21 protein-coding genes are annotated in these 23,173 nt (G+C 63.7%); 10 read left to right on the plus strand and 11 right to left on the minus strand.

Features of this window, described 5'->3' with window-relative positions; translation table 11 throughout:
- Positions 1-27: 27 nt before the first annotated feature.
- The 7 genes from ubiA to recG all read right to left on the minus strand — a co-directional run bounded on the left by ubiA (position 28) and on the right by recG (position 7,393).
- A complete protein-coding gene (gene ubiA, locus JNB89_RS17965) occupies positions 28-891 on the minus strand; it encodes a 4-hydroxybenzoate octaprenyltransferase (RefSeq protein WP_135894221.1) in 864 nt (287 codons plus the stop codon).
- 252 nt (positions 892-1,143) lie between these two features.
- Complete coding sequence (locus tag JNB89_RS17970) at positions 1,144-1,632, minus strand: Dps family protein (protein WP_013338077.1); 489 nt, start codon at positions 1,630-1,632, stop codon at positions 1,144-1,146.
- Between the two features lie 197 nt (positions 1,633-1,829).
- Positions 1,830-2,003, minus strand: a complete 174-nt coding sequence (locus JNB89_RS17975) for a hypothetical protein (RefSeq protein ID WP_220363188.1) — start codon at positions 2,001-2,003, stop codon at positions 1,830-1,832.
- A gap of 60 nt (positions 2,004-2,063) precedes the next feature.
- Positions 2,064-3,518, minus strand: coding sequence for a catalase (locus JNB89_RS17980; RefSeq protein WP_220363165.1), 1,455 nt, complete (start codon positions 3,516-3,518; stop codon positions 2,064-2,066).
- Between the two features lie 103 nt (positions 3,519-3,621).
- Positions 3,622-3,759 carry a hypothetical protein gene (locus JNB89_RS17985; protein WP_220363166.1) on the minus strand — a complete coding sequence of 46 codons (138 nt, stop codon included), beginning with the start codon at positions 3,757-3,759 and terminating at the stop codon, positions 3,622-3,624.
- Positions 3,760-3,963: 204 nt separating this feature from the next.
- Entirely contained in the window at positions 3,964-4,923 is a 960-nt protein-coding gene (locus tag JNB89_RS17990; RefSeq protein WP_013338073.1) for a LysR substrate-binding domain-containing protein, read from the minus strand.
- Between the two features lie 193 nt (positions 4,924-5,116).
- The gene (gene recG / locus JNB89_RS17995; RefSeq protein WP_220363167.1) at positions 5,117-7,393 is read right to left on the minus strand and encodes an ATP-dependent DNA helicase RecG; all 2,277 of its coding nucleotides are present in this window, start codon (positions 7,391-7,393) and stop codon (positions 5,117-5,119) included.
- Positions 7,394-7,563: 170 nt separating this feature from the next.
- Between recG and queA the strand changes: the two genes are divergently transcribed.
- The 5 genes from queA to secF all read left to right on the plus strand — a co-directional run bounded on the left by queA (position 7,564) and on the right by secF (position 13,582).
- Positions 7,564-8,622, plus strand: coding sequence for a tRNA preQ1(34) S-adenosylmethionine ribosyltransferase-isomerase QueA (queA, locus tag JNB89_RS18000; protein WP_220363168.1), 1,059 nt, complete (start codon positions 7,564-7,566; stop codon positions 8,620-8,622).
- A 111-nt stretch (positions 8,623-8,733) separates the two neighbouring features.
- On the plus strand, positions 8,734-9,909 hold the full coding sequence (tgt, locus tag JNB89_RS18005; protein ID WP_220363169.1) for a tRNA guanosine(34) transglycosylase Tgt: 1,176 nt from the start codon (positions 8,734-8,736) through the stop codon (positions 9,907-9,909).
- 198 nt (positions 9,910-10,107) lie between these two features.
- Positions 10,108-10,437: a preprotein translocase subunit YajC gene (gene yajC, locus JNB89_RS18010; protein WP_013338069.1), complete on the plus strand. Its 330-nt coding sequence runs from the start codon at positions 10,108-10,110 to the stop codon at positions 10,435-10,437.
- Between the two features lie 115 nt (positions 10,438-10,552).
- On the plus strand, positions 10,553-12,613 hold the full coding sequence (gene secD / locus JNB89_RS18015; RefSeq protein WP_220363170.1) for a protein translocase subunit SecD: 2,061 nt from the start codon (positions 10,553-10,555) through the stop codon (positions 12,611-12,613).
- Positions 12,614-12,631: 18 nt separating this feature from the next.
- Complete coding sequence (gene secF / locus JNB89_RS18020; protein ID WP_220363171.1) at positions 12,632-13,582, plus strand: protein translocase subunit SecF; 951 nt, start codon at positions 12,632-12,634, stop codon at positions 13,580-13,582.
- 143 nt (positions 13,583-13,725) lie between these two features.
- Here secF and JNB89_RS18025 read toward each other — a convergent pair whose 3' ends face one another.
- The 4 genes from JNB89_RS18025 to JNB89_RS18040 all read right to left on the minus strand — a co-directional run bounded on the left by JNB89_RS18025 (position 13,726) and on the right by JNB89_RS18040 (position 17,244).
- A complete protein-coding gene (locus JNB89_RS18025) occupies positions 13,726-15,003 on the minus strand; it encodes an MFS transporter (protein WP_013338063.1) in 1,278 nt (425 codons plus the stop codon).
- 476 nt (positions 15,004-15,479) lie between these two features.
- A complete protein-coding gene (locus tag JNB89_RS18030; RefSeq protein ID WP_013338062.1) occupies positions 15,480-16,046 on the minus strand; it encodes a YceI family protein in 567 nt (188 codons plus the stop codon).
- 65 nt (positions 16,047-16,111) lie between these two features.
- Positions 16,112-16,675, minus strand: coding sequence for a YceI family protein (locus tag JNB89_RS18035; protein WP_220363172.1), 564 nt, complete (start codon positions 16,673-16,675; stop codon positions 16,112-16,114).
- 8 nt (positions 16,676-16,683) lie between these two features.
- Complete coding sequence (locus JNB89_RS18040; RefSeq protein WP_220363173.1) at positions 16,684-17,244, minus strand: cytochrome b; 561 nt, start codon at positions 17,242-17,244, stop codon at positions 16,684-16,686.
- A 378-nt stretch (positions 17,245-17,622) separates the two neighbouring features.
- Between JNB89_RS18040 and JNB89_RS18045 the strand changes: the two genes are divergently transcribed.
- The 5 genes from JNB89_RS18045 to JNB89_RS18065 all read left to right on the plus strand — a co-directional run bounded on the left by JNB89_RS18045 (position 17,623) and on the right by JNB89_RS18065 (position 22,917).
- Entirely contained in the window at positions 17,623-18,420 is a 798-nt protein-coding gene (locus JNB89_RS18045; RefSeq protein WP_220363174.1) for a paraquat-inducible protein A, read from the plus strand.
- Positions 18,417-19,067 (plus strand): paraquat-inducible protein A, encoded by a 651-nt coding sequence (locus JNB89_RS18050; RefSeq protein ID WP_220363175.1) that lies wholly within the window; start codon positions 18,417-18,419, stop codon positions 19,065-19,067. Before JNB89_RS18045 ends, JNB89_RS18050 begins: the two co-directional genes overlap by 4 nt.
- Positions 19,060-20,718, plus strand: coding sequence for an intermembrane transport protein PqiB (locus JNB89_RS18055; protein WP_013338057.1), 1,659 nt, complete (start codon positions 19,060-19,062; stop codon positions 20,716-20,718). Before JNB89_RS18050 ends, JNB89_RS18055 begins: the two co-directional genes overlap by 8 nt.
- On the plus strand, positions 20,715-21,500 hold the full coding sequence (locus JNB89_RS18060) for a PqiC family protein (protein ID WP_220363176.1): 786 nt from the start codon (positions 20,715-20,717) through the stop codon (positions 21,498-21,500). Before JNB89_RS18055 ends, JNB89_RS18060 begins: the two co-directional genes overlap by 4 nt.
- Positions 21,501-21,627: 127 nt before the next feature.
- Positions 21,628-22,917 carry a THUMP domain-containing class I SAM-dependent RNA methyltransferase gene (locus tag JNB89_RS18065; protein WP_135894211.1) on the plus strand — a complete coding sequence of 430 codons (1,290 nt, stop codon included), beginning with the start codon at positions 21,628-21,630 and terminating at the stop codon, positions 22,915-22,917.
- The last annotated feature ends 256 nt before the right edge of the window (positions 22,918-23,173 follow it).

Here is a 23,173-nt window from a genome sequence, read left to right on the forward strand (position 1 = left end):
GGCGCGCTGAAACCCGAAACCTGAAAGCTAGAACGAAGCCACCGCGTAATGCGCGGCAATGCCGACGAACAAGGCCCCGCCCAGCCAGTTATTGTGCAGGAACGCCTTGAAGCACGGCATGCGCTCGCGGTTACGGATCAGCGTGTAGTGGTAGACCGCGCAGCCTGCCGCAACCGCCCATCCAAGCCAGTACATCACGCCGAAACCGAGCAGCACGCCGATGCCGACGTAGATGCCGAGCGTTACCGCATAGCACAGCATGATCGCGGCCACGTCGAAGCGGCCGAATGTGAGCGCCGAGGTCCGGATGCCGATCTTGATGTCGTCGTCGCGATCGACCATCGCATATTCGGTGTCGTACGCGACCGACCAGAACACGTTGGCAAGCAACATGACCCAGGCGAGCATGGGCACCTGATTCTGTATCGCTGCGAACGCCATTGGAATGCCAAAGCCGAACGCAATGCCCAGATACGCCTGCGGGATCGCAAAAAAGCGCTTGGTAAACGGATACGAACCCGCGACGAAGAGCGCCGCCACCGAGAGTTCCTTCGTCAGCGTGTTAAGCGGCAGGATCAGCAGGAACGCCAGCAACGACAGTCCGGCCGCGAGCGCCACCGCTTCCCACGCCTTGATCTTGCCGGACGTGATCGGGCGATTTTCGGTGCGCTTCACGTAGCGGTCGAAATCGCGATCTGCGTAGTCGTTGATCGCGCAACCCGCCGAGCGCATCAGCACGGTGCCCACAGTGAAGATAGCGAGCAGCGGCCAGGACGGATGGCCGTCCGAGGCGATCCACAGCGCGTTGAGCGTCGGCCACAGCAGCAGAAGGCTGCCGATGGGCTTGTCCATGCGCACGAGGCGCAGATACAGGGGAAGTCGGGCGAACATGACGGACTCGGCGAATGCGGGTGGATTGCAATGACGGTGCCGCTATTTTACGGGATGCGAACAGCAGCCTTCCCTGACCGTGACGCGCAGCGACAAGGAGCTTGTGCACCGACGCAGCGTTGACCTGTCAAAGCGAAGCGGTAGCCAGAAAAACAAAGCCTCCCGCTAGGGGAGGCTTTGTTCATTGCATCTGCCTGCGTCCGGCTTGTCCAGTTTTGCAAACCGGTCTGGGCAAGCATCCACTGGCAACGATCAAGCCAGCATCGAGCGCAACATCCACGCCGTCTTTTCATGCGTCTGCATGCGCTGCGTCAGCAGGTCGGCGGTGGGCTCGTCGTTGGCCGCTTCCGTCGACGGGAAAATTGCGCGCGCGGTGCGTACCACGGCTTCCTGACCTTCCACCAGCTGACGGATCATCTCTTCCGCGGAAGGCACGCCGTCCGCTTCGGGAATCGACGAGAGCTTCGCGAAATCCTTGTAGCTGCCCGGCGCATGCACGCCGAGCGCGCGAATCCGTTCAGCGATCGAATCCACCGCCAGCGCCAGTTCGTTGTATTGCGTTTCGAACATCAGGTGCAGCGTGTTGAACATCGGACCCGTCACGTTCCAGTGGAAGTTGTGGGTCTTCAGGTACAGCGTGTAGGTGTCCGCGAGCAGACGCGACAGCCCCTCCGCGATCTTCTTGCGGTCCTTGTCGCTGATCCCGATATTGACGTGCTGTACAGCTTCTTTTTTGGCCATGATGACTCCTTCGAAGAGTGATACGAACCGGCAGTGAAGAACGGAGCGCCAGGAGCCCGCTCATGTCAGGCCCGGCAAAACGAGCGCTCGACAGTTTATCTTAGAAAGGCGAAATGTTCGTGTGACGTGTCGCCACTGCGCCTTCTGACTCACAGCCTTGCACGATCTCCACGGGAAAACCGCCTCGCTCGCGCTGCTCAGCCGACCACGTGTTGCAGCGCGTGTTGCACCGCTTGCGCGGCGATCAGCGCAAAACCGCTCGTCACGATCGCGAGGCCCACGGCTCTGCGCAACTTCAGCGCGTGCTGCTGTTGCGCGCGATGCCCGGCGGACGTTCTGCCGATAGTGGCTTTCATCATGTCGATCATCATCGTGCTCCGGTTCGTATCGGTACTCGCGGGACGCCCGCGCGCCCCGCTTTGCTTACTGCGTTACTTCTTGCCGCCTTCCGCGAGTTCGGCCATTGCCGCGATCACGCCTTCGGCATACGCCGGGTCGATGCTGCGGAAATGCTCGACTGCACGCGCGACGATCTCCTGCGGCACGCCGTTGATATGACGCGCGATGTTGCCGTACAGACGCTCCCGCTGTGCTGCGTCGAAGAGGGCAAACAGCATGCCCGGCTGCGTGTAGTAGTCGTCATCCGCGCGATGGTCGTAACGATCGACCGCGCCCGCGGCGAGCGGCGGCTCCGCCGCGTTGGCGTCCTGCGCGAAGTCGCCGAAGCGGTTCGGCTCATAGTTCACGTTGCCGCCGAGGTTGCCGTCGGTGCGCATTGCGCCGTCGCGATGGAACGAATGCGGATTCGGCACACGCGAGGCATTCACCGGAATCTGATGGTGATTGATGCCAAGGCGGTAGCGCTGCGTGTCGCCATACGAGAACAGACGGCCTTGCAACAGACGGTCCGGCGAAAAGCCGATGCCCGGCACCACGTTGGCCGGCGTGAACGCTGCCTGCTCGACGTCCGCGAAATAGTTGGCCGCATTCCGGTTCAATTCGATCGTGCCGACGTCGATCAGCGGGTAGTCTTTCTGCGACCACACCTTCGTGATGTCGAACGGATTGAAGCGATAGGCCGCGGCCTCTGCTTCCGGCATGACCTGGATCGCAAAGCGCCACTTCGGGAAATTGCCCGCGTCGATGTTGCCCACCAGATCGCGCTGCGCGCTTTCGCGGTCTTGCGCGACCACTTGCGCCGCTTCCGCATCGGTGAAATTTTCAATGCCCTGCAGCGACTTGAAGTGGAACTTCACCCAGAAGCGCTCGTTGTTCGCGTTGATGAACGAGTACGTGTGCGAGCCGAAGCCGTGCATCTGGCGGTAGTTCTTCGGAATGCCGCGATCGCTCATGAGAATCGTGACCTGATGCATCGACTCCGGATGACGCGTCCAGAAGTCCCACGCGGCGATGTTGCTGCGCAGGTTGGTGTACGGGTCCCGCTTTTGCGTGTGGATGAAGTCGGGGAACTTCAACGGATCGCGAATGAAGAACACCGGCGTGTTGTTGCCCACCACGTCCCAGTTGCCTTCTTCGGTGTAGAACTTGATCGAGAAGCCGCGCACGTCGCGTTCCGCGTCAGCCGCGCCGCGCTCGCCCGCCACCGTCGAAAAACGCATGAACAGCGGCGTTTCCTTGCCGACCTCGGCGAACACTTTGGCCTTCGTGTAGCGCGAAATGTCGTGCGTCACCTTCAGCGTGCCGAATGCGCCGGAGCCTTTGGCGTGAACACGGCGCTCGGGAATCACCTCGCGGTCGAAATGCGCGAGCTTTTCGAGCAGCCACACGTCCTGCAGGACGACCGGGCCGCGCACGCCGGCGGTCATGGAATTCTGGTTGTCGGCGACGGGCGCGCCGGCGGCATTGGTGAGCTTACGTTCGGACATGCGGAACTCCTGGTTGATTTTCGTTAAAGCGGATTGTGGGAGAAGCGCGGCGAGGCAACGCGGAATACCTGGGCGAGCAACTGCGCGAACACACTGCCCGCGATCATGCGGACAAGGCGCGGTCCACCAGCAACGACAGCGCGACCGTGCGCACGCCCACCATGGCCGCTGCAAGACCGGTCTGCGCAGCGGCCGGTTCAGCAGCGAAGCTGGCAGTTTGCGACAAATTCGATTTCGTCATGTTGTTCTCCGGTTACAAACGATCGGGCGATCCATGGAGACGACTATATCAAGACTATCAAAATGTCGCATTTTATAAATTTTATCTATCTGATAGGCGCGCGTCGGCCCTTGGCAGAACGCAAAGCGGGGAAGCCCGGTAGCCGACGCGGCGGCTAGCGCAAGCGCCGGTCGCGCCGGCGCCTCGCGTCGACCGCCCGCCGGTTCAGTTCACCGCGACCGGAAGGTCCAGCTTTTTCACGCCGGGCAGATCGCAAGCGCTGATTGCGTCGCAGATCGCGTCGATGGCGGGCATGCGCGTGAAGCTCTTGCGCCACGCCAGCACAACGCGGCGGTCGGGCACCGGCTCGTCGAAGGGGACATAGGAGAGGAGCCCCGAGTCGATGCCGCCCGCGTGCGGCTTCACCTCATGCACCGACATGCGCGGCAGCACCGTGATGCCCACGCCGCTTGCCACCATATGGCGGATGGTTTCCAGCGACGATCCCTCGAAGGTCTTCTGGATGCCGTCCGCGTTCTGCGAGAAACGCATCAGTTCCGGACACACGCCGAGCACGTGGTCGCGGAAGCAGTGGCCGCTGCCGAGCAACAGCATGGTTTCCTGCTTCAGGTCGTCGGCGTCGATCTTGGGGCGGTTTTCCCACGCGTGGCCCGAGGGCAGCGCGACGACAAACGGCTCGTCGTACAGAGGGCGCAGCATCAGCCCGGTTTCCGGAAACGGCAGCGCCATGATGGCCACGTCGATTTCGCCCTGCTTGAGCAGTTCGATCAGCTTGAGCGTGTAATTTTCCTGCAGCATCAAGGGCATTTGCGGCACGCGCTTGATCATCTGCTTGACGAGCGTGGGCAGCAGGTACGGCCCGATCGTATAGATCACGCCCAGCCGCAGCGGTCCGACGAGCGGGTCTTTGCCCTGCTTGGCGATTTCCTTGATGGCGAGCGTCTGTTCCAGCACCCGCTGCGCCTGCGTGACAATCTGCTCGCCGATGGGCGTGACGCTCACTTCGCTCGTGCCACGCTCGAAGATTTGCACGTTCAGCTCGTCCTCGAGCTTCTTGATGGCCACGGACAGCGTCGGCTGGCTGACGAAACACGCTTCGGCGGCCCGGCCAAAGTGCCTCTCTCGGGCCACGGCAACGATGTACTTCAATTCGGTGAGCGTCATTGGGGGACCAATCAGTGCAATGGATTCGATAGGTTCTAGTTATACACCCATAGGGTCGGTTCGCCAACCCGGTTCGCCGGGTTTTGCTCTGTCGTTTGCCCTGTCGTTCAGCCCTGCCGTTCAGCCCTGTCGATGTCTGCGAAACCGGCCAGCGCGAACGCCAGCGCCGTGACGTGCGTCTTCGCGGCACTCCTCACGCCTTCAGGTAATGCTCGCGCGCGCTCAGCCAGCGCGTCAGATGCTGCGTGACCACGTGCGGATACTGTTCGAGCAACACGGCAGCCGCTTCGCGCGCAGGCTCGATCAGCCATTGGTCGTTTTCCAGGTCGGCGAAGCGCAGCATGGCCGCGCCGGACTGCCGCGCGCCGAGAAACTCGCCGGGGCCGCGTATCTCCAGATCGCGGCGCGCAATTTCGAAACCGTCGGTGGTCTCGCGCATGGTTTGCAGCCGGGCGCGCGCCGTCATCGAAAGAGGACCGGTGTAGAGCAGCACGCACACCGAAGCTGCACTGCCGCGCCCTACCCGCCCGCGCAACTGGTGCAACTGCGCGAGTCCGAAGCGCTCCGCGTGCTCGATCACCATTAGCGACGCGTTCGGCACGTCGACGCCGACCTCGATCACCGTGGTCGCGACCAGCAATTGCACCTCGTTGCGCGTGAACGCATCCATTACCGCGGCCTTCTCCGCGGGCGCGAGCCGCCCATGCACCAGGCCGACGTTCAGCTCGGGCAACGCCGCCACCAGCGTTTCGTAAGTTTCCACGGCGGTCTGCAACTGCAGCGTCTCGCTTTCCTCGATCAGCGGACAGACCCAGTAGACCTGACGCCCTGTCAACGCGGCTTCGCGCACCCGGCCGATCACTTCCTCGCGGCGCGCGTCGGAGACGAGCTTGGTCAGGATCGGCGTGCGTCCGGGCGGCAATTCGTCGATGGTCGACACGTCGAGGTCGGCGTAATAGGTCATGGCGAGCGTGCGCGGAATCGGCGTGGCCGACATCATCAGTTGATGCGGCTGGAAGTCACGCGCGCCGTCCGCCGCGTTGCGGGCCTTGGCACGCAGCGCAAGCCGCTGTTCGACGCCGAAGCGGTGCTGTTCGTCGACGATCACGAGCCCGAGCCGCGCAAACTCCACGGTGTCCTGAATGATCGCGTGCGTGCCGATCACGAGCTGCGCGGTGCCGAGCGCGGCCGCCTCGATGGCGGCGCGCTTTTCCTTCGTCTTGAGGCTGCCGGCGAGCCACGCGACACTCACGCCGAGCGGCTCCAGCCAGCCGCGCAGCTTGCGCGCGTGTTGTTCGGCGAGGATTTCGGTGGGCGCCATCAGCGCGGCCTGGTAGCCCGCGTCGATGGCCTGCGCGGCGGCCAGCGCCGCCACGATCGTCTTGCCGCTGCCGACGTCGCCTTGCAACAGGCGCTGCATCGGATGCGGCTGCGTCAGGTCAAGTGCAATCTCGCCGCCCACGCGCTCCTGCGCCCTGGTGAGCGAAAACGGCAGCGCGGCGAGCAGACGCGCGACCAGCGCGGATTCGTCGCCGAGCTTGCGGCGCGGCATGGCCGGCGCGGCGCGCGTGCGGCGCTCCTCGTGCGCGCGCTTGAGCGACATCTGCTGCGCGAGCAGTTCCTCGAACTTGATGCGCACCCACGCCGGATGCGTGCCGTCGATCAACGCGGTTTCGTCGGATTGCGCGCCGGGATGATGCAGCGTGCGCACCGCGTCCATCAGCGAGGGCACGCCAAGCGGCTCCAGCCATTGACGCGCAACGGCTTCGGGCAACAGTTCGGGCAGCGACGTGCGCGACAACGCATTGTCGATTGCCTTGCGCAAATACGCCTGGCTCACGCCCGCGGTACTCGGATAGACCGGCGTGAGCGCTTGCGGCAGCGGCGTGTCTTCGTCGACCACGCGCACCGCCGGGTGCACCATCTCCATGCCGAAGAAGCCGCCCCGCACGTCGCCGCGCACGCGCAGGCGCGCGCCGATCGCCATTTGCTTGACCTGCGAGCCGTAGAAGTTGAGAAAGCGCAGCACGAGCTCGTCGCCGGCATCGTCGCGCAGCTTGACGAGCAACTGGCGGCGCGGACGATACGCGATCTCGTTGTCGAACACCACGCCTTCGGTTTGCGCAATGCCGCCGGGCAGCAGATGGCCGATCGGCGTGAGCGAGGTTTCGTCCTCGTAGCGCATCGGCAGATGCAGCACGAGGTCGATGTCGCGCGTAAGGCCGAGCTTGGCGAGTTTGTCGGCGGTTTTGACGGTGGGCTTCGTAGTGGATTTGGCCGCGGGCTTGACGGTGGGCTTGGCCTTGCGCTCCGCCGCAGGCTTGCCGGCGGACGCGGCGGCCACCTCGTCGCCAGAGCTCGCCGCCGACTGCGCCGACTGCGCCGACTCGCCGCCGTGCGCGACGCGGGCTGCCGGCTCGGCGCTCACTTCATCGGTAGCGGAAGGCAATCGGCGATCGGACAAAGGCATGGGCTGCTTCGCAAGTACAATATCGGCTGTCAAAAAATATCGAAGGCTGCACGGCTTTCTGCCCGCCGCGCAAGCGCGCGGGCTCGCGGGCCGCCGCGGCGTCCCGCAATCATAGCCGCCCGGCCGAGGCTTCGGCTCAATTCAGTCTTCATTCGCTTCCAGTGGTTCGCATGCTTACGCTTTCCGATTTCGATTTCGACCTGCCGCCCGAGCTGATCGCGCAAGTCGCGCTGCCCGAGCGCAGCGCGAGCCGCCTCCTCGAGGTCGACAACGCACCCGACGCCGACCGCGCCGCGCGTCTGACCGACCGCCGCTTCTCCGAGCTGCCCGAATGCATCAACGCCGGCGATCTGCTGGTCTTTAACGATACCAAAGTCCTGAAGGCGCGCTTCCTCGGCCAGAAGGCCAGTGGCGGCAAGATCGAAGTGCTGGTCGAGCGCCTGGTTGGCGAGCGCACGGCGCTCGCGCAGATTCGCGCGAGCAAGAGCCCGCAGCCGGGCACCACGATTCGCCTTGCCGACGCGTTCGACGTGACGGTCGGCGAGCGCGTCGAGCCGTTCTACACGCTGCACTTTCCCGCCGACTGTCTGACGCTGATCGAGCAATACGGGCGCTTGCCGCTGCCGCCGTACATCGAGCACGATCCCGACTCCACCGACGAGACCCGCTATCAGACCGTCTACGCGCAAAACCCGGGCGCGGTGGCGGCGCCCACGGCGGGCCTGCATTTTGACGACGCGCTGTTCGAGCGGCTCGACGCGCGCGGCGTGCAACGCGCGACGCTGACGCTGCATGTGGGCGCCGGCACGTTCCAGCCGGTGCGCGTCGAGAACCTCGCCGAGCACAAGATGCACAGCGAGTGGTATCACCTGCCGCAATCGCTCGCCGATAAAATCGCCGCGACCCGGGCGCGCGGCAACCGGGTGATCGCGGTAGGCACCACCTCGATGCGCGCGCTCGAAGCCGCCGCGCGCGACGCCGAAGCGGCCGGCCGCCCGCTTGCCGCCGCGAGCACGGAAACCGACATTTTCATCACGCCGGGCTACCGGTTTCGCGTGATCGACCGGCTCGTCACGAATTTCCATTTGCCGAAGTCGACGCTGCTGATGCTGGTGTCCGCATTCGCGGGCGTGGAGACGATACGCGCCGCGTATCGTCATGCAATCGAGCAACGCTACCGCTTTTTCAGCTACGGCGACGCCATGCTGCTGACGCGGCGCGACGGCTGATCTGACACACCGCGTTCTGGTTCTGTAGTTCTTCGCAGCCGCCGCGAATGCTCGCGGCGGTGCTTTCTTATCGCGCCGGACTGTTTTCCGGTTGCTTTTGGAGTTATCTCAATGACCACCGGTCATCCATTACCCCAACCCGCCGACGGCCTCCAGTTCGAACTGCTAGGCACGGACGGCCTCGCGCGCCGCGGCCGCGTCACGCTCAATCACGGCGTGGTCGAGACGCCGATCTTCATGCCGGTCGGCACGTACGGCACTGTCAAGGCGGTGCAGCCGCGCGAGCTCGAGGAAATGCATGCGCAGATCATCCTCGGCAACACGTTTCACCTGTGGCTGCGCCCGGGGCTCGAAACCATCGCCGCGCACGGCGGCCTGCATGGCTTCATGGGTTGGAAAAAGCCGATCCTGACCGACTCCGGCGGCTTCCAGGTGTTCTCGCTCGGCGAGCTGCGCAAGATCACCGAAGACGGCGTGACGTTCGCCTCGCCCATCAACGGCGACAAGCTCTTTTTGTCCCCGGAAGTGTCGATGCAGATTCAGAAAGTGCTGAACTCGGACATCGTCATGCAGTTCGACGAATGCACGCCCTACGCGACCAACAACGTGCCGACCTCCCGTCAGGAAGCGGCCGACTCCATGCGTATGTCCATGCGCTGGGCGCAGCGCTCGATCGACGAATTCCGCCGGCTCGGCAATCCGAACGCGCTGTTCGGCATCGTTCAGGGCGGCATGTTCGAGGACCTGCGCGACGAGTCGCTCGCCGGCCTCGCAGAGAAAGATTTTCACGGCCTCGCCATTGGCGGTCTTTCGGTCGGCGAGCCGAAAGAAGACATGATGCGCGTGCTCAACCACATCGGCCCCAGGTTGCCGGCCAACAAGCCGCACTACCTGATGGGCGTGGGCACGCCGGAAGACCTGGTGGCGGGCGTGGCGGCCGGCGTGGACATGTTCGACTGCGTGATGCCGACGCGCAACGCGCGCAACGGCTGGCTCTTCACGCGCTTTGGCGACATCAAGATCCGCAATGCCACGCACAAGAATTCGCTGCGTCCGCTCGACGAACAATGCGGCTGCTACACGTGCAGAAACTTCACTCGCGGATATCTGCATCATCTGCATCGTGTTGGGGAAATTCTCGGCGCGCAGCTGAATACGATTCACAACCTGCACTATTACCTGGAACTCATGCAGGAAATGCGCGATGCGATCGACGCGAAAATGTTCGAGCCATTCCGCAAGCGCTTTCACGAGAACCGCGCACGCGGCATAGACGAGGCGCCGTGACGACAAACGCTGTCGGATCAAGCGAATCAATCCGTCAGCGGCTTGCGGAAAACCTTACAATCTACTTTCGCGGACGGCGAAAATCGGCTTTAAGCGGTTGATCGCAAAGCCGAATCGCCGCGCCGACGCGCTCGATGCCGGTGGTAGAATGACCGGCTGATTTTTTTGATTGAATTGATCTATAACGGAGAGACCAACGTGTCGTTCATTTCCAATGCCTTCGCCCAAGGCACCGCAGCAGGTGGCGTTGAGTCGAATCTGATGAGCTTCCTGCCGCTGATCCTGATGTTCGGCGTGCTGTACTTCATCATGATTCGCCCGCAAATGAAGCGCCAGAAGGAACATCGCAACATGCTCGCCGCAATGGCCAAGGGCGACGAAGTGGTGACGAATGGCGGCATCGTCGGCAAGGTGACCAAGGTGGGCGAGGCTTACGTCGGCGTCGAAATTTCGGAAGGCACGGAAATCACCGTGCAGAAAGCGTCGATCACGACGATTCTCCCGAAGGGCACGATCAAGTCGCTGTAAGGCCTGCTCTCGCGTCCGGCGCGGCCTCGCCGGCGATCCACGCATACCTGCTGCGGGTCGCCCGCGCTCATCGCCGGGCGCATCGCTTTCAAGCCAACCTCCCGTTGGACTACTCATGAATCGTTACCCCCTCTGGAAATATGCCGTGATGCTGGTGGCTCTCGTCATCGGCCTCGTCTACACGCTGCCCAACCTGTTCGGCGAAGCGCCGGCGGTGCAGGTGTCGAGCGGCAAGGCAACGGTCAAGCTCGACTCGACCACGCTGTCGGCGGTCGAAGCCACGCTCGCAGCCAATCAGATCAAACCGGAAGACGTCACGTTCGACAATACGTCGGCGAACGCGAACATCCGCGTGCGTCTCGTCGACACCGACACGCAGCTGCGCGTGAAAGACCTGCTGCAAAAGTCGCTGAACAACGACCCGAGCGATCCGCAATACGTGGTCGCGCTCAACCTGCAAAGCGCGTCGCCGCGCTGGCTGACTGCCCTGCACGCGCTGCCCATGTACCTCGGTCTCGACTTGCGAGGCGGTGTGCACTTCCTGCTGCAGGTCGACATGGCGGGCGCGCTGAACAAGAAGCTCGACTCCGACGCGTCGGACGCGCGCACGCTGTTGCGCGACAACAATATCCGCGACGGCGGCGTGAACCGCGTCAACCAGACGGTGGTGATCAATTTCGCGGACCAGGCAACTGCCGACGCAGCGGCGAAGCAGTTGAGCCGCAGCATCGGCGAGCTGCAATGGGCGTCGCAGAACGGTCCGGACGGCTCCGTGCAACTCGTCGGCACGTTCACGCCGATGGTGCAGAAGGCCGTGCAGGACGCCGCGCTCAAGCAGAACATCACCACGCTGCATAACCGCGTGAACGAACTCGGCGTGGCCGAGCCGGTCATCCAGCAGCAAGGCGCCGACCGTATCGTGGTCGAACTGCCGGGCGTGCAGGACACGGCAAAGGCGAAAGACATCATCGGCCGCACGGCAACGCTCGAAGCGCGCCTCGCCGACCCGGTCAACACGCATCCGAACCCGTCCGATCCGGTGCCGCCGGGCGACGAACTGTTCACGCAAGGCAACCAGACGCCCGTGCTGCTGAGAAAGCAGATCATCTTCACCGGCGACCGGATTATCGACGCGTCGGCGGGCTTCGACGAGCATCAGCGTCCGTCCGTCAACATTCGCCTCGACTCGGCCGGCGGGCGCGCGGTGCGCAGCGTGTCGCGCGACAACATCGGCAAGCCGATGGCCATGGTGCTGTTCGAAAAGGGCAAGGGCGAGGTGCTGACGGTCGCGACCATCCAGTCCGAGCTCGGCGACCGCTTCCAGATCACCGGCCAGCCGACCCCGCAAGCCGCCGCCGACCTCGCGCTGCTGTTGCGCGCCGGTTCGCTCGCCGCGCCAATGGACATCATCGAGGAACGCACCATCGGCCCGAGCCTCGGCGCCGACAACATCAAGAAGGGCTTCCACTCGGTCGTGTGGGGCTTTGCGGCCATCGCCGTCTTCATGGTCGCGTACTACATGCTGTTCGGCGTGATCTCGATGATCGGCCTGTCGGTAAACCTGCTGCTGCTGATCGCGGTGCTCTCCATGCTGCAGGCCACGCTCACCTTGCCGGGCATTGCCGCTATCGCGCTCGCGCTCGGTATGGCGATCGACGCTAACGTGCTGATCAACGAACGCGTGCGTGAAGAGCTGCGCAACGGCGCGCCGCCGCAGCTGGCCATTCAGAACGGCTACGCGCATGCGTGGGCGACGATTCTGGACTCGAACGTCACCACGCTGATTGCGGGTGTCGCGCTGCTCGCGTTCGGCTCCGGGCCGGTGCGCGGCTTTGCGATCGTGCACTGTATCGGCATTCTTACGTCGATGTTCTCCGCGGTGTTCTTCTCGCGCGGTATCGTCAACCTCTGGTACGGCGGCAAGAAGAAGCTCAAGACGCTGGCAATCGGCCAGGTGTGGCGTCCGGAGACCGCGCCCGCGGGCTCCGCCGCGTACCTCGGCAACAACGACGACGCCACCGACACCGCACAGGCCATGCGCGCCGCGAGCGCGGCGGCTGGCAAGCAGAAAGCGCCGGCCGCGGCCGCTCAATCGCGCGTGGGCAAGCCGACTGTGCGTCGCCGCAATGCTCCCGGCACGCCGGGCACGCCGCAAAAACCGGGTTCATCCCGCTGAGTCCCGGAGAACAAGACCATGGAATTTTTCCGCTTTCGCAAAGACATTCCGTTCATGCAGCGTGCGTTGATCTTCAACGCGATTTCGCTGCTGACGTTCCTCGCCGCCGTGTTCTTTCTCCTGCACCGCGGGCTGCATCTGTCGGTCGAGTTCACGGGCGGCACGGTGATCGAAGTGCAGTATCCCGGCGCCGCGCCGCTCGATCCGGTGCGCGGCACGCTGAACAGGCTCGGCTATGCCGATGCGCAGGTGCAGAACTTCGGCACCTCGCGCGACGTGCTGATCCGTCTGCCGCTCAAGCAGGGCCTGACTTCCGCGCAGCAGAGCGACCAGGTAATGGGCGCGCTGAAAACCGACACGCCGCAGGTACAGTTGCAGCGCGTCGAGTTCGTCGGCCCGCAGGTCGGCAAGGAACTCGCCACCGACGGCCTGCTTGCGCTTGCCTGCGTGGTGGTGGGCATCGTGATCTATCTGTCGTTCCGCTTCGAATGGAAGTACGCGGTCGCGGGCGTGATCGCCAACCTGCACGACGTGGTGATCATTCTCGGCTTCTTCGCGTTCTTCCAGTGGGAGTTCTCGCTCTCGGTGCTGGCCGCCGTGCTGGCGGTGCTCGGCTATTCGGTGAACGAGTCGGTGGTTATTTTCGACCGGATTCGCGAGACGTTCCGCCGCGAACGCAAGATGACGGTGATCGAAGTCATCAACCACGCTATCACCAGCACCATGTCGCGAACCATCATCACGCACGGCTGTACGCAGATGATGGTGCTCTCGATGTTCCTGTTCGGCGGCCCGACCCTGCACTACTTCGCTCTGGCGCTGACGGTCGGTATTCTGTTCGGCATCTACTCGTCGGTGTTCGTCGCCGCAGCGCTCGCGATGTGGTTCGGCGTGAAGCGCGAAGATCTGGTGAAGGACAAGAAAGAACGCGTCGATCCTAACGATCCGAATGCGGGCGCGCAGGTTTGAAGGGACTTGAGGATGGCGCTTGACGTTGGGGTTTGATAACGGCGCCTGAAAGCACCAATCGAGTGTCCCAAGCGGGTGTCACAACGAAAAAGGCCGGTTCGTGATGAACCGGCCTTTTTTATTGCCTTCGGCGCCCTCCCCGCCTACCGGAACCCCAGCTTCCGCCTTGCCGCCACCAGCGCCGCCACACTCAGAAGCGCGGCGAAGATCAGGTAGTAACTCGGCGCCGCCTTGGAGCCGGTAAAGCTGATCAGCCACGCGATAATGAACGGCCCGAAGCCGCCGAACACGGTAACCGCGATGTTATACGCGAGCGACATGCCGGTGGTGCGAGTCTGCACCGGGAACATCTCCGAAAGCAGACCCGGCAGCGCCGCGAAGTAGCCGGTCATCAGAAAGCCGAGCACGACTTGCAGCGCGATCAGCGTGCCGAAGGTCGGATGCGCGACCAGATAGACGAACGCCGGATAAATCAGCACGAGCAGCAGCAATCCGGCGATCAGCATGATGGTGGTGCGGCCGTGCCGGTCCGACAGATGCCCGACGAGCGGCGCGAACACCATCTGAATGAGCCCGGTCAGCGCGATCGCCGAGAAGGCGACCGAAGGCGCGAGGCCCAGCTGCTTCACGCCGAAGGTTGGCATGAAGAGCACCAGGTAAGTGGACACCGTGCCCAGCACCACAGTGCCGATTGCGATGACGAGCCGCAGTTTCTGACTCGAAAACGTGTCGCGCAGCGGCGTGGTGGTGGTCTCCGCGGCGAGAAACTCGGGCGTTTCGTCGAGCTTCGTGCGAATGTACCAGGCAACCGGCCCGATCAGCAGCCCGAAGAAGAACGGCACGCGCCAGCCCCACGACGCCATCTGATCGGGCGTCAGACCGCCGGTCAGCAGCACGCCGAAGCCCGCCGCCAGGAGCGTGGTGAGCCCTTGGCTCGCCACCTGCCAACTCGCAAAAAAGCCGCGCCGGCCCGGCACATGCTCCGCGAGGAAAGCCGTTGCGCTGCCGAATTCGCCGCCGGCCGAGAAGCCCTGCATCAGACGCGCAAGCACCAGAATGACGGGCGCCGCGAGGCCGATGCTCTGATAGGTCGGCAAGACCGCAATGATGAACGTGCCGCCCATCATCAGCAGAATGGACAGCGTAAGCGCCGCCTTGCGCCCCGCACGGTCCGCATACGCGCCAATCACAACGGCGCCGAGCGGCCGCATGAAGAACGATACGCCGAACGTGCCGAGCGTCAGCAGCAGCGACACCGTGTCGTTGCCGGCTGGAAAAAAGAGCTTCGCGATCACCACAGCAAAAAAGCCGTAGACGACCAGGTCGAACCATTCGAGCGCGTTGCCGATGGACGCGGCAATCACCGCCCGCCACGAATTTTTCCGGCTTCCCGCAAGGCTTGCTGCTGTCGTTGCGTTCATGCAGATCTCCATTGCGCGCTGATCTTATAGGTGTCGGGCGAGGCCCGCTTTCGCCAGATTGGATGCGCGCACAACCAATATGGGTGCAACGCTTTATGTACCTGAAAAATTAAAGCGAGGCGAGCGCGAAATTTCGCAACGACTTGCTTCAACAGTGCCTGCCGGGCTGTAGTGCCTGCGCAGTGCCTGAAACCGCTGCGCTCTACCTTAGCGCGTCCAGTATTTCGCGTCGCTCTTTTTCCGCGATGCCATGAAAAAACCGCTTCGTCGCAAAGGCGAACGAAGCGGCCGGAAAAGCGATGAGGCCGGTCACGCGACCGGCGCCTCAGGTGTGGCCGCGCCCCATCAACAGCGGCGGCAGCGTCGTCGGCGGCCGCACCATCAGGAAGCCGTGATGCCGGTCAGCGCGCTGGCTGCCGCGCAAGCGGCAACGCGAGCGCCTGCGCAGGCTGCCTGCCTGCACGCACGGTGGGCATTTATTGCTTGATGCCCTCAGCCTGAATATGCAGCTTGGTCTCCATGCTGAAGCCGTACTTGCTGCCGAAATCCATGCCGTAATCGGCACGGTTGAACTGGGCGCTTGCCTCCACGCCGCAGACTTCGCGCTTGAGCATGGGGTGCGGCATGCACTTGAACGACTCGATCTTCAGGTTCAGCGGCTTCGTCACGCCGTGCAGCGTCAGGCTGCCGACCACTTCAGCCGGCTTGTCGCCGTCGAAGCGGATCGACGTGCCTTTGTACGTCGCGGTCGGAAACTTCGCGACGTCGAAGAATTCGGCCTCTTTCAGGTGATCGTCGAGCTTGGTGTTTCCGGTCGAGACCGAAGCGGCGTCGACAGTGACCTCGACGGTGCCGGTCTTGGCCGCGCGGTCGAGCGTGACGGTGCCCGAGCTTTTGGTGAACTTGCCCCGCCACACCGACAGACCGCCAAAGTGGTCCGCCTCGAAGCTCGGATAGGTGTGAGTGGGGTCGAGCTGATAGGTGTCGGCGGCGAACGCGCCAAGCGAAACACAGGAGGCCAATGCGCCGGCGGCAATCAACATGGATTTCTTCAAGTCATGCTCCCAGTCAGGAAAAACGGCTGCTTTTTTTGAACGCGCAGTTCAACCTACTTGCGCGCGGCTACGATATGAAACTTGATGACGACCTCATCGGCCACCACGGAGGTGTCTTTCCACTCGCCGGTGCCGATATCGAATTGCGAGCGTTTGATCGGCAAAGAGCCGTCGAACGTCTGCGTCGAGCCTTGCTGCGTCACGGTAACGGGCACCACCACCGTCTGCGATTTACCCTTGATGGTGAGTTTGCCCGTCACCTTGTACTGGTTGCCGCCGGCCGGCGCGATTGCGCTCGAAACGAAGCTCGCGCTGGGATAGGTCTTTGCGTCGAACCATTCCTTGCCGCGCACCTGGTCGTTGTAGGTTTCGTCGCCGAGATCGTAGCTCGACACGTCGATGTTCAACTGCGCGCTGCCTTCGGCGGGCTTGGCCGGATCGAACCTGAGCTGCGCGGTGAATTTGCCGAACTTGCCTTCGACGGGCACGTTCATCTGCTTCGACGTAGCCGTCACGGAACTTTTGGCCGTGTCCACCTGGGCCCACGCGGCGCCTGCCGCGCTCAGCGAGGCAGCGGCGAATGCCGCCAGCATGTAGCGATAAAACGAGACCTTCATGATTGTCCTTATTTGAGGAAGGGAAGCATGCGCGACAGCAGGCCGTCGCGGTCCAGCCATTGATGCTTGAGCGCCGCCGCCACGTGCATTCCGACCAGCACCAACAGCGTGTAATTCAGCACGATATGGACGTTCTTGAGCAGTTCCTTCAGGTGCGGATCAGGCGCGATCAGCCGCGGCAGCGGAATCAGCCCGAGATAGACGACCGGCACGTTCGCCGCCGAGCTATACAGATAGCCGGAAAGCGGGATGGCGATCATCAACACATAGAGCAGCAGGTGCACGAAATGCGCGGCACCGCGCTGCCACGCGGGCATGCGGCGCGGCATTGCCGGCGCGCCGTGGGTGGCGCGCCACACGATGCGCAGCACAGCCAGCGCGAACGCGGTCACGCCGATCCATTTGTGCCAGGAAAAATAACGAAGCTTGGTGGGCGTGAAGCCGGGGATGTCGGTCATCACCCAGCCGAGCGCAAAGCCGCAAACAATCAGCAATGCGATGAGCCAATGAAAGGCAATGGCGGTCCGCGTGTACGACTCCGAGCCACCGAACGAAGGATTATGTGCCATGACAGGTTAACGCTTGCTAAGAGAGGTTAACGGCGCGGCATGCCCGGCTATTCCCCGCCGATTGGAAGTCCATCGGCAGAGGGCCTGGCGTCGCAGAATTGGGGACGCGCCAGGCCGCCATGCTACCCGAAGCGGAAAAAGCTGGCTGCGCCCGTTGGAAATTTACCGAAAGGCTGACTTGCGTGCAGCCGGGCGCGCGGCTGAACAATTGGGGACTGCAACGGTCAGAAAGAGTAAACCGGTAAGCCTGTGACCGCCGACGCGAAGCTGGAACGCGTTTTGGTACTATGGCTGCACATTTTTTTACAAACCTGCAAGATCAACTCATCTCGCGACCGGCATTGCACGCTTTCTCACCTTTCGTTGGCCCGCTGCCGTATGGAACATGACAACCTGATCGCGTGCCATGAATGCGACACGCTGTTTCGCAAGCCACGGCTTGTCGGGCGCAGGGTCGCCCGCTGTCCGCGGTGCGGGGCGACGCTCTATAGCGGCGTGTCGCGCAGGCTCGACGGCATCAGCGCAATGACGCTTGCCGCGCTAATCACGTTCGTGATCGCTCAGGGCTTTCCCATCGTCGAACTGGAAACCAATGGCATCACCTCGCAAACCACGCTGTTCGGTGCGCTCGTCGCGCTGTGGAACGAGAACATGCAGATTGTCGCCGTCATGGTGTTCTGCTCGACCATTCTGTTTCCGCTCACCGAACTTGTCGCGCTGCTCTACGTGCTGGTGCCGCTGCGCTCCGGCTACGTGCCGGCGGGTTTCAACCGCGTCTTGCGCGCAATCCAGTTCGTGCGGCCCTGGGGCATGATTGAAGTGTTCATGCTCGGCGTGCTGATCACCATCGTGAAGATGGTCAGTCTTGCGCGCGTGATCCCGGAGGCAGCACTGTTCGCTTTCGGCGCACTGACGCTGATGTTCGCAGTGGTCGTCACGTTCGATCCGCGCATTCTTTGGGACCTCGCGGACGAACTCGGCGCGCGCAACCAGCGCCCGCTGCCGCGCACTTCGGCCGACAGCGCGGCCGCCGCGCTCAACTCGCTGACGGGTCCGCCCGCTGCGCCGCTGTTGCAACCCGACGAAGGCACCGGCGGCACGAGCGGCGCGGGCGGCGCGGGCGACGCAAACCTCGGCACGGCGCCCGCGCCTCACCAGGGACGGCCCGCGCAATGAAGTACGTCACCGCGAAACGCGCCGGGCTTGTCGCCTGCCACGCGTGCGGGCGCGTCGAGCCGCGCATCCGCTCGGTCACGCCGCAGCACTGCGGACGGTGCGGCGCACGTCTGCACTCGCGCAATCCCGACAGCCTGATGCGCACGTGGGCGCTGCTGATCGCCGCGGCCTTGCTGTATATTCCGGCAAATTTGTTGCCGGTCATGCACACCTCGTCGCTGGTCGGTTCGGAGGACGACACCATCATGAGCGGCGTCGTGTACTTCTGGACATCCGGCGACTGGCCGCTCGCGGTGATCGTGTTCATCGCCAGCATCATGGTGCCGATGCTCAAGCTCACGGTGCTCGCGCTGCTCACGATCACCGTGCAGCGCCACTCGCGCTGGCGGCCGCAGCAGCGCACCACGCTGTACCGGATGGTCGAACGCATCGGCCGCTGGTCGATGCTCGACGTGTTCGTCGTCACGCTGACAGTCGCGCTGGTGCGCTTCAAGTCGCTTGCCGTGATCACGGCCGGCCCGGGCGCGATTGCGTTCGGCTCGGTCGTGATCCTGACGATGATGGCATCCATGCAATTCGATCCACGACTCATCTGGGACGACGTGGACGGCAGTACCCAAAAACCTCAGGATCTCGAACATGACTAGCCCGCAAGGACCGACGCCCGCCTCCGATGCGCCGCGCAACGATTCGAACGGACCGAAGCTGCCGCCCCAACTGCCCGACCCCGACATCGAACCACGCAGCCGCTGGCTGCCGTCGCTCGTCTGGCTGATTCCGCTGATCGCCGCGCTGATCGGCATCGCGCTCGTCATCAAGTCGGTAACGGAGAAAGGCCCGACCATCACGATCAGTTTCGTCAGCGCGGAAGGGCTCGAGCCCGGCAAGACGAAGGTCAAGTACAAGGACGTCGACGTGGGCGCGGTGAAGTCGATCAGGCTGTCCAAAGACCTGTCGCATGTGCTCGTGCAAGTGCAACTGACCAAGGAGGGCGAAGACTTCGCCGTGAAGGACTCGCGCTTCTGGGTCGTGCGCCCGCGCGTGGGCGCGAGCGGCGTGTCCGGCCTCACCACGCTGCTCTCGGGCGCGTATATCGGCGCGGACGCCGGCCATTCGCCGGACAGCGAGAAGAACTTTGTCGGGCTCGAAACACCGCCGCCCGTGACAGGCGACCAGAAAGGCCACCAGTTCATCCTGCACGGCGATTCGCTCGGCTCCATCGACATCGGCTCGCCAATTTTTTACCGGCGCGTGCAGGTCGGCCAGGTGGTGGGTTTCTCGCTCGACAAGGACGGCACCGGGGTGACCATGCAGGTATTCGTGTCTGCGCCGTTCGATCAGTACGTCGGCACCAATTCGCGCTGGTGGCATGCAAGCGGCGTGGATTTGCGGCTCGATTCGAGCGGCTTCAAGCTGAACACGCAATCGCTCGCGACGGTGATAGTCGGCGGTCTGTCGTTCCAGTCGCCGCCGGGCCAGGGCGTGGGCGCGCAGGCGCCGAACAACATGACCTTCCGCCTCGGTTCCGACGAAGCCGACGCGATGCGTGAACCGGACGGCGTGCCGCTGCGCGTCGTGATGAACTTCAACCAGTCGCTGCGCGGGCTGTCGGTTGGCGCGCCGGTCGATTTCCGCGGCATCGTACTCGGTCAGGTGACGAACATCGGCATCGACTACGATCCGAAAACGCGCAGCTTCACCATGCCGGTGACCATGAATCTTTACCCGGACCGCCTCGGCAAGCGCTTCCGCGAAACAGCGCCCGCGCCGGGCAGCCTCGCCGGTCAGAACATGCTGCAACAACTGGTCAAGCATGGTTTGCGCGGCCAGTTGCGTACCGGCAATCTGATCACGAGCCAGTTGTACGTGGCGCTCGACATCTTCCCGAAGGCGCCGCCCGCGACCGTCGACGTTGCAAGCGATCCGCTGGAACTGCCGACAATCCCGAACACGCTCGACGAGTTGCAGCTGCAGGTCGCCGACATTGCGAAAAAGCTCGACAAGGTGCCTTTCGACCAGATCGGCAACAACCTGAACAGCGCGTTGAAGAATGCCGATCAGCTGTTCAAGCGGCTCGACTCCGAAGTCGTGCCGCAGGCCCGCGACACGCTCGCGGCCGCGAAGCAGACGTTCGGCTCCGCGGAGGCGACCTTGCAGCAGGACTCGCCGTTGCAGTCGGACGTGCATCAGGCGTTGCAGGAATTGACGCGCACCTTGCAGTCACTGAATGCGCTGTCGGATTATCTGGAACGCCATCCGGAATCGTTGTTGCGCGGTAAAGCTGGAGACAAACCATGATGTTCGATCGACTCCCCCGCCTGCCACGCGGATCCGTGCGCGGCGCCGTTCTTGCCGGCGCGCTCGCCACGGCGTTTGCGCTTGCAGCGTGTTCGTCGCCGAATAGCCGGTTCTATACCTTGGGCGACGTGAGCGCGGGCGCACCGGCTGCCGCGCCGAGCGTGCGGACTGCGGCCGCGCCGGCGTGGCTGATCGCGGTCGCGCCGATCGATGTGCCGCCGCAGGTCGCGAAGAACCAGTTGGTTGTGCAGACAGGCCCGACGCAGGTGAAGGTGCTCGAGGAGGAGCGTTGGGCGTCGCTGCCGGGCGACGAGTTGCGCCGTGCCCTGTCAACCAGTCTCACGCAGCAGTTAAATACGATCGACGTGTACGGCGCGGCTTATTCCGATACGACGCCCGTGTATCGGGTGAGCATGAATGTGCAGCGGTTCGAATCGTGGCCCGGATCGCACGCGTTGATCGACGCGGTGTGGAGCGTGCGGGCTGTGCGCAGCACGGCTGTGATGACATGCAGGAGCGTGGTGAGCGAGCCTGTCGGCAGTGGCTATGACTCGCTTGTCGATGGGCATCGGCGGGCGTTGCAGCGAATTTCCGCGCAGGTGGCGGGGGCCGTGCAGGCGATGGCGGCGGCTGCGGTGGCATCTTCGGCGACATCTGGGTCCAATCCGGCTTCAGCTCCTTCTACCGCTGCCTCCGCTTCGGCGGCCAACAAGCGGGTTGTTCGTGCAAGCGTGCCGGCTTGTCCGTCTGAAGTCGCAGCGGGATCAGTGGCTGTAAGGTAGCGCGTACGGCGGCGGCGGTTTCCAGTCGTCGAATCGATCAACCGCCTCGCCGCCGCAGGCCGAAAGAAGCGTTGCCGCGACCGCGTACAATACGCGCTTACCCACCGCCCTCCGGCTCGCTCCACTCATGTCCTTCGATTTCTTCCTCCCCTGCCCGCGCGGCCTTGAAGCGTCGCTCGCCTCCGAACTCGCCGAAATAGCGGCGAAGCATCTGCACGGCGCGCCGTTCACGGCAGGCTCGCAAGTGCCGGGCGGCGTGCACTTTCGCGGCGGCTGGGCGGCCGGCATGGCAGCGAATCTGCATTCACGCATCGCGAGCCGCGTGCTGCTGAAAATCGCGCATCGTCCGTATCGCAGCGAGCAGGACATCTACGCACTCGCCGTCGAGCAACGCTGGGAGCAGTGGTTCTCGGCCAACGAGACGCTGCGCGTGGACGTGACCGCGATCAAGTCACCGCTGCGCAGCCTCGAGTTCACCACGCTGCGCGTGAAGGACGCGATCTGCGACCGTCTGCGCGAAGTGAGCGGCGCGCGTCCGAGCATCGACACCGGCATGCCGGACGTGCGCGTGTTTGCGTTTCTCACCGCGACCGACTGCACGCTTTATCTCGACACTTCCGGCGACCCGCTCTTCAAGCGCGGCTGGCGCCTCGACAAGGGCGCGGCGCCGCTGCGCGAAAATCTCGCGGCGGGCATTCTGCGGTTGACCGGCTGGAATGCCGGCACGCCCCTATACGACCCGATGTGCGGCAGCGGCACGTTCCTCGCCGAAGCTGCGCAAGTCGCGCTCAACATCGCGCCGGGCGCGGAGCGCCGCTTCGGCTTCGAAAAGCTCAAGCAATACGACAGCAAGACCTGGCAAACGCTAAAAGCCGCCGCGCTCGACGCGAAGCACGCCGCGCGCAGCTCGCGCGCCGACCTGCAGATTTTCGGCAGCGACATTTCCGGCGACATGCTGGAAAAAGCGCGGGCAAACTTCAACCGCGCGGGCCTGCCGTCCATTCCGCTGAAACAGGTCGACGCTCGCGGCATGACGCCGCCCACTACCGAGCCGGGCATTCTGGTCGCCAATCCGCCGTATGGCGAGCGGATCGAAGTTCGCGGGCGCAACGCGCGCGGCGAAATTCGCGAAGGACGCAACCGCGACAGCCGCGAGGACGACGGCTTTCGCCGTGCCCAGGAAGAAACGCCGGACAGCGAGTTCTTCCAGTCGCTCGGCGACGCACTCAAGCAGCGTTTCACCGGCTGGCACGCGTTCATCCTGACGTCGGATCGCAAACTGCCGGGTCAGCTGCGTCTGCGCGAATCGACCAAGACGCCACTCTTTAACGGCGCGCTGGAATGCCGGCTGTTCCGCTTCGATCTGATCGCGGGCAGCGTACGGCAGCGCCCGCAGGGTGAGACACCGGCGGGTTGACCTGAGTGCACGGCTCGCGCAACCAGGAATCCGGTTACATAGAAGAGTGCCGGTTGAGTCGCGCTCGCGTCGTTCGAACCTGAAGCCGTGCTGTGGACCGCGCGCTATCCAAACCGCTTTACGTTACACACCGGCGCAAATGGCCACATAGCCCACGAAAACCGCGGACATGGTTCCGCGGTTTTTTTTCGCCAGTGGCCGCGTCCCTTGCAGGCGACCTCATCCTACTGACACCACGCTGTCAGCAGCACCCCCG

The sequence above is a fragment of the Paraburkholderia phenoliruptrix genome (genome assembly GCF_019511605.1).
Taxonomy (GTDB): domain Bacteria; phylum Pseudomonadota; class Gammaproteobacteria; order Burkholderiales; family Burkholderiaceae; genus Paraburkholderia; species Paraburkholderia phenoliruptrix_A.

What these genes read in the sequence shown, in the direction of transcription:
- JNB89_RS17985 (WP_220363166.1), bottom strand. Translation starts at nt 3,759, where the DNA reads ATGACGAAATCGAATTTGTCGCAAACTGCCAGCTTCGCTGCTGAACCG.
- JNB89_RS17990 (WP_013338073.1), bottom strand. Translation starts at nt 4,923, where the DNA reads ATGACGCTCACCGAATTGAAGTACATCGTTGCCGTGGCCCGAGAGAGG.
- JNB89_RS18040 (WP_220363173.1), bottom strand. Translation starts at nt 17,244, where the DNA reads ATGGCACATAATCCTTCGTTCGGTGGCTCGGAGTCGTACACGCGGACC.
- JNB89_RS18055 (WP_013338057.1), top strand. Translation starts at nt 19,060, where the DNA reads ATGACTAGCCCGCAAGGACCGACGCCCGCCTCCGATGCGCCGCGCAAC.
- JNB89_RS17975 (WP_220363188.1), bottom strand. Translation starts at nt 2,003, where the DNA reads ATGATGATCGACATGATGAAAGCCACTATCGGCAGAACGTCCGCCGGG.
- tgt (WP_220363169.1), top strand. Translation starts at nt 8,734, where the DNA reads ATGACCACCGGTCATCCATTACCCCAACCCGCCGACGGCCTCCAGTTC.
- ubiA (WP_135894221.1), bottom strand. Translation starts at nt 891, where the DNA reads ATGTTCGCCCGACTTCCCCTGTATCTGCGCCTCGTGCGCATGGACAAG.
- recG (WP_220363167.1), bottom strand. Translation starts at nt 7,393, where the DNA reads ATGCCTTTGTCCGATCGCCGATTGCCTTCCGCTACCGATGAAGTGAGC.
- JNB89_RS18030 (WP_013338062.1), bottom strand. Translation starts at nt 16,046, where the DNA reads ATGTTGATTGCCGCCGGCGCATTGGCCTCCTGTGTTTCGCTTGGCGCG.
- JNB89_RS18065 (WP_135894211.1), top strand. Translation starts at nt 21,628, where the DNA reads ATGTCCTTCGATTTCTTCCTCCCCTGCCCGCGCGGCCTTGAAGCGTCG.
- JNB89_RS18060 (WP_220363176.1), top strand. Translation starts at nt 20,715, where the DNA reads ATGATGTTCGATCGACTCCCCCGCCTGCCACGCGGATCCGTGCGCGGC.
- queA (WP_220363168.1), top strand. Translation starts at nt 7,564, where the DNA reads ATGCTTACGCTTTCCGATTTCGATTTCGACCTGCCGCCCGAGCTGATC.
- JNB89_RS18025 (WP_013338063.1), bottom strand. Translation starts at nt 15,003, where the DNA reads ATGAACGCAACGACAGCAGCAAGCCTTGCGGGAAGCCGGAAAAATTCG.
- secF (WP_220363171.1), top strand. Translation starts at nt 12,632, where the DNA reads ATGGAATTTTTCCGCTTTCGCAAAGACATTCCGTTCATGCAGCGTGCG.
- JNB89_RS18045 (WP_220363174.1), top strand. Translation starts at nt 17,623, where the DNA reads ATGGAACATGACAACCTGATCGCGTGCCATGAATGCGACACGCTGTTT.
- JNB89_RS18050 (WP_220363175.1), top strand. Translation starts at nt 18,417, where the DNA reads ATGAAGTACGTCACCGCGAAACGCGCCGGGCTTGTCGCCTGCCACGCG.
- JNB89_RS18035 (WP_220363172.1), bottom strand. Translation starts at nt 16,675, where the DNA reads ATGAAGGTCTCGTTTTATCGCTACATGCTGGCGGCATTCGCCGCTGCC.
- secD (WP_220363170.1), top strand. Translation starts at nt 10,553, where the DNA reads ATGAATCGTTACCCCCTCTGGAAATATGCCGTGATGCTGGTGGCTCTC.
- JNB89_RS17970 (WP_013338077.1), bottom strand. Translation starts at nt 1,632, where the DNA reads ATGGCCAAAAAAGAAGCTGTACAGCACGTCAATATCGGGATCAGCGAC.
- JNB89_RS17980 (WP_220363165.1), bottom strand. Translation starts at nt 3,518, where the DNA reads ATGTCCGAACGTAAGCTCACCAATGCCGCCGGCGCGCCCGTCGCCGAC.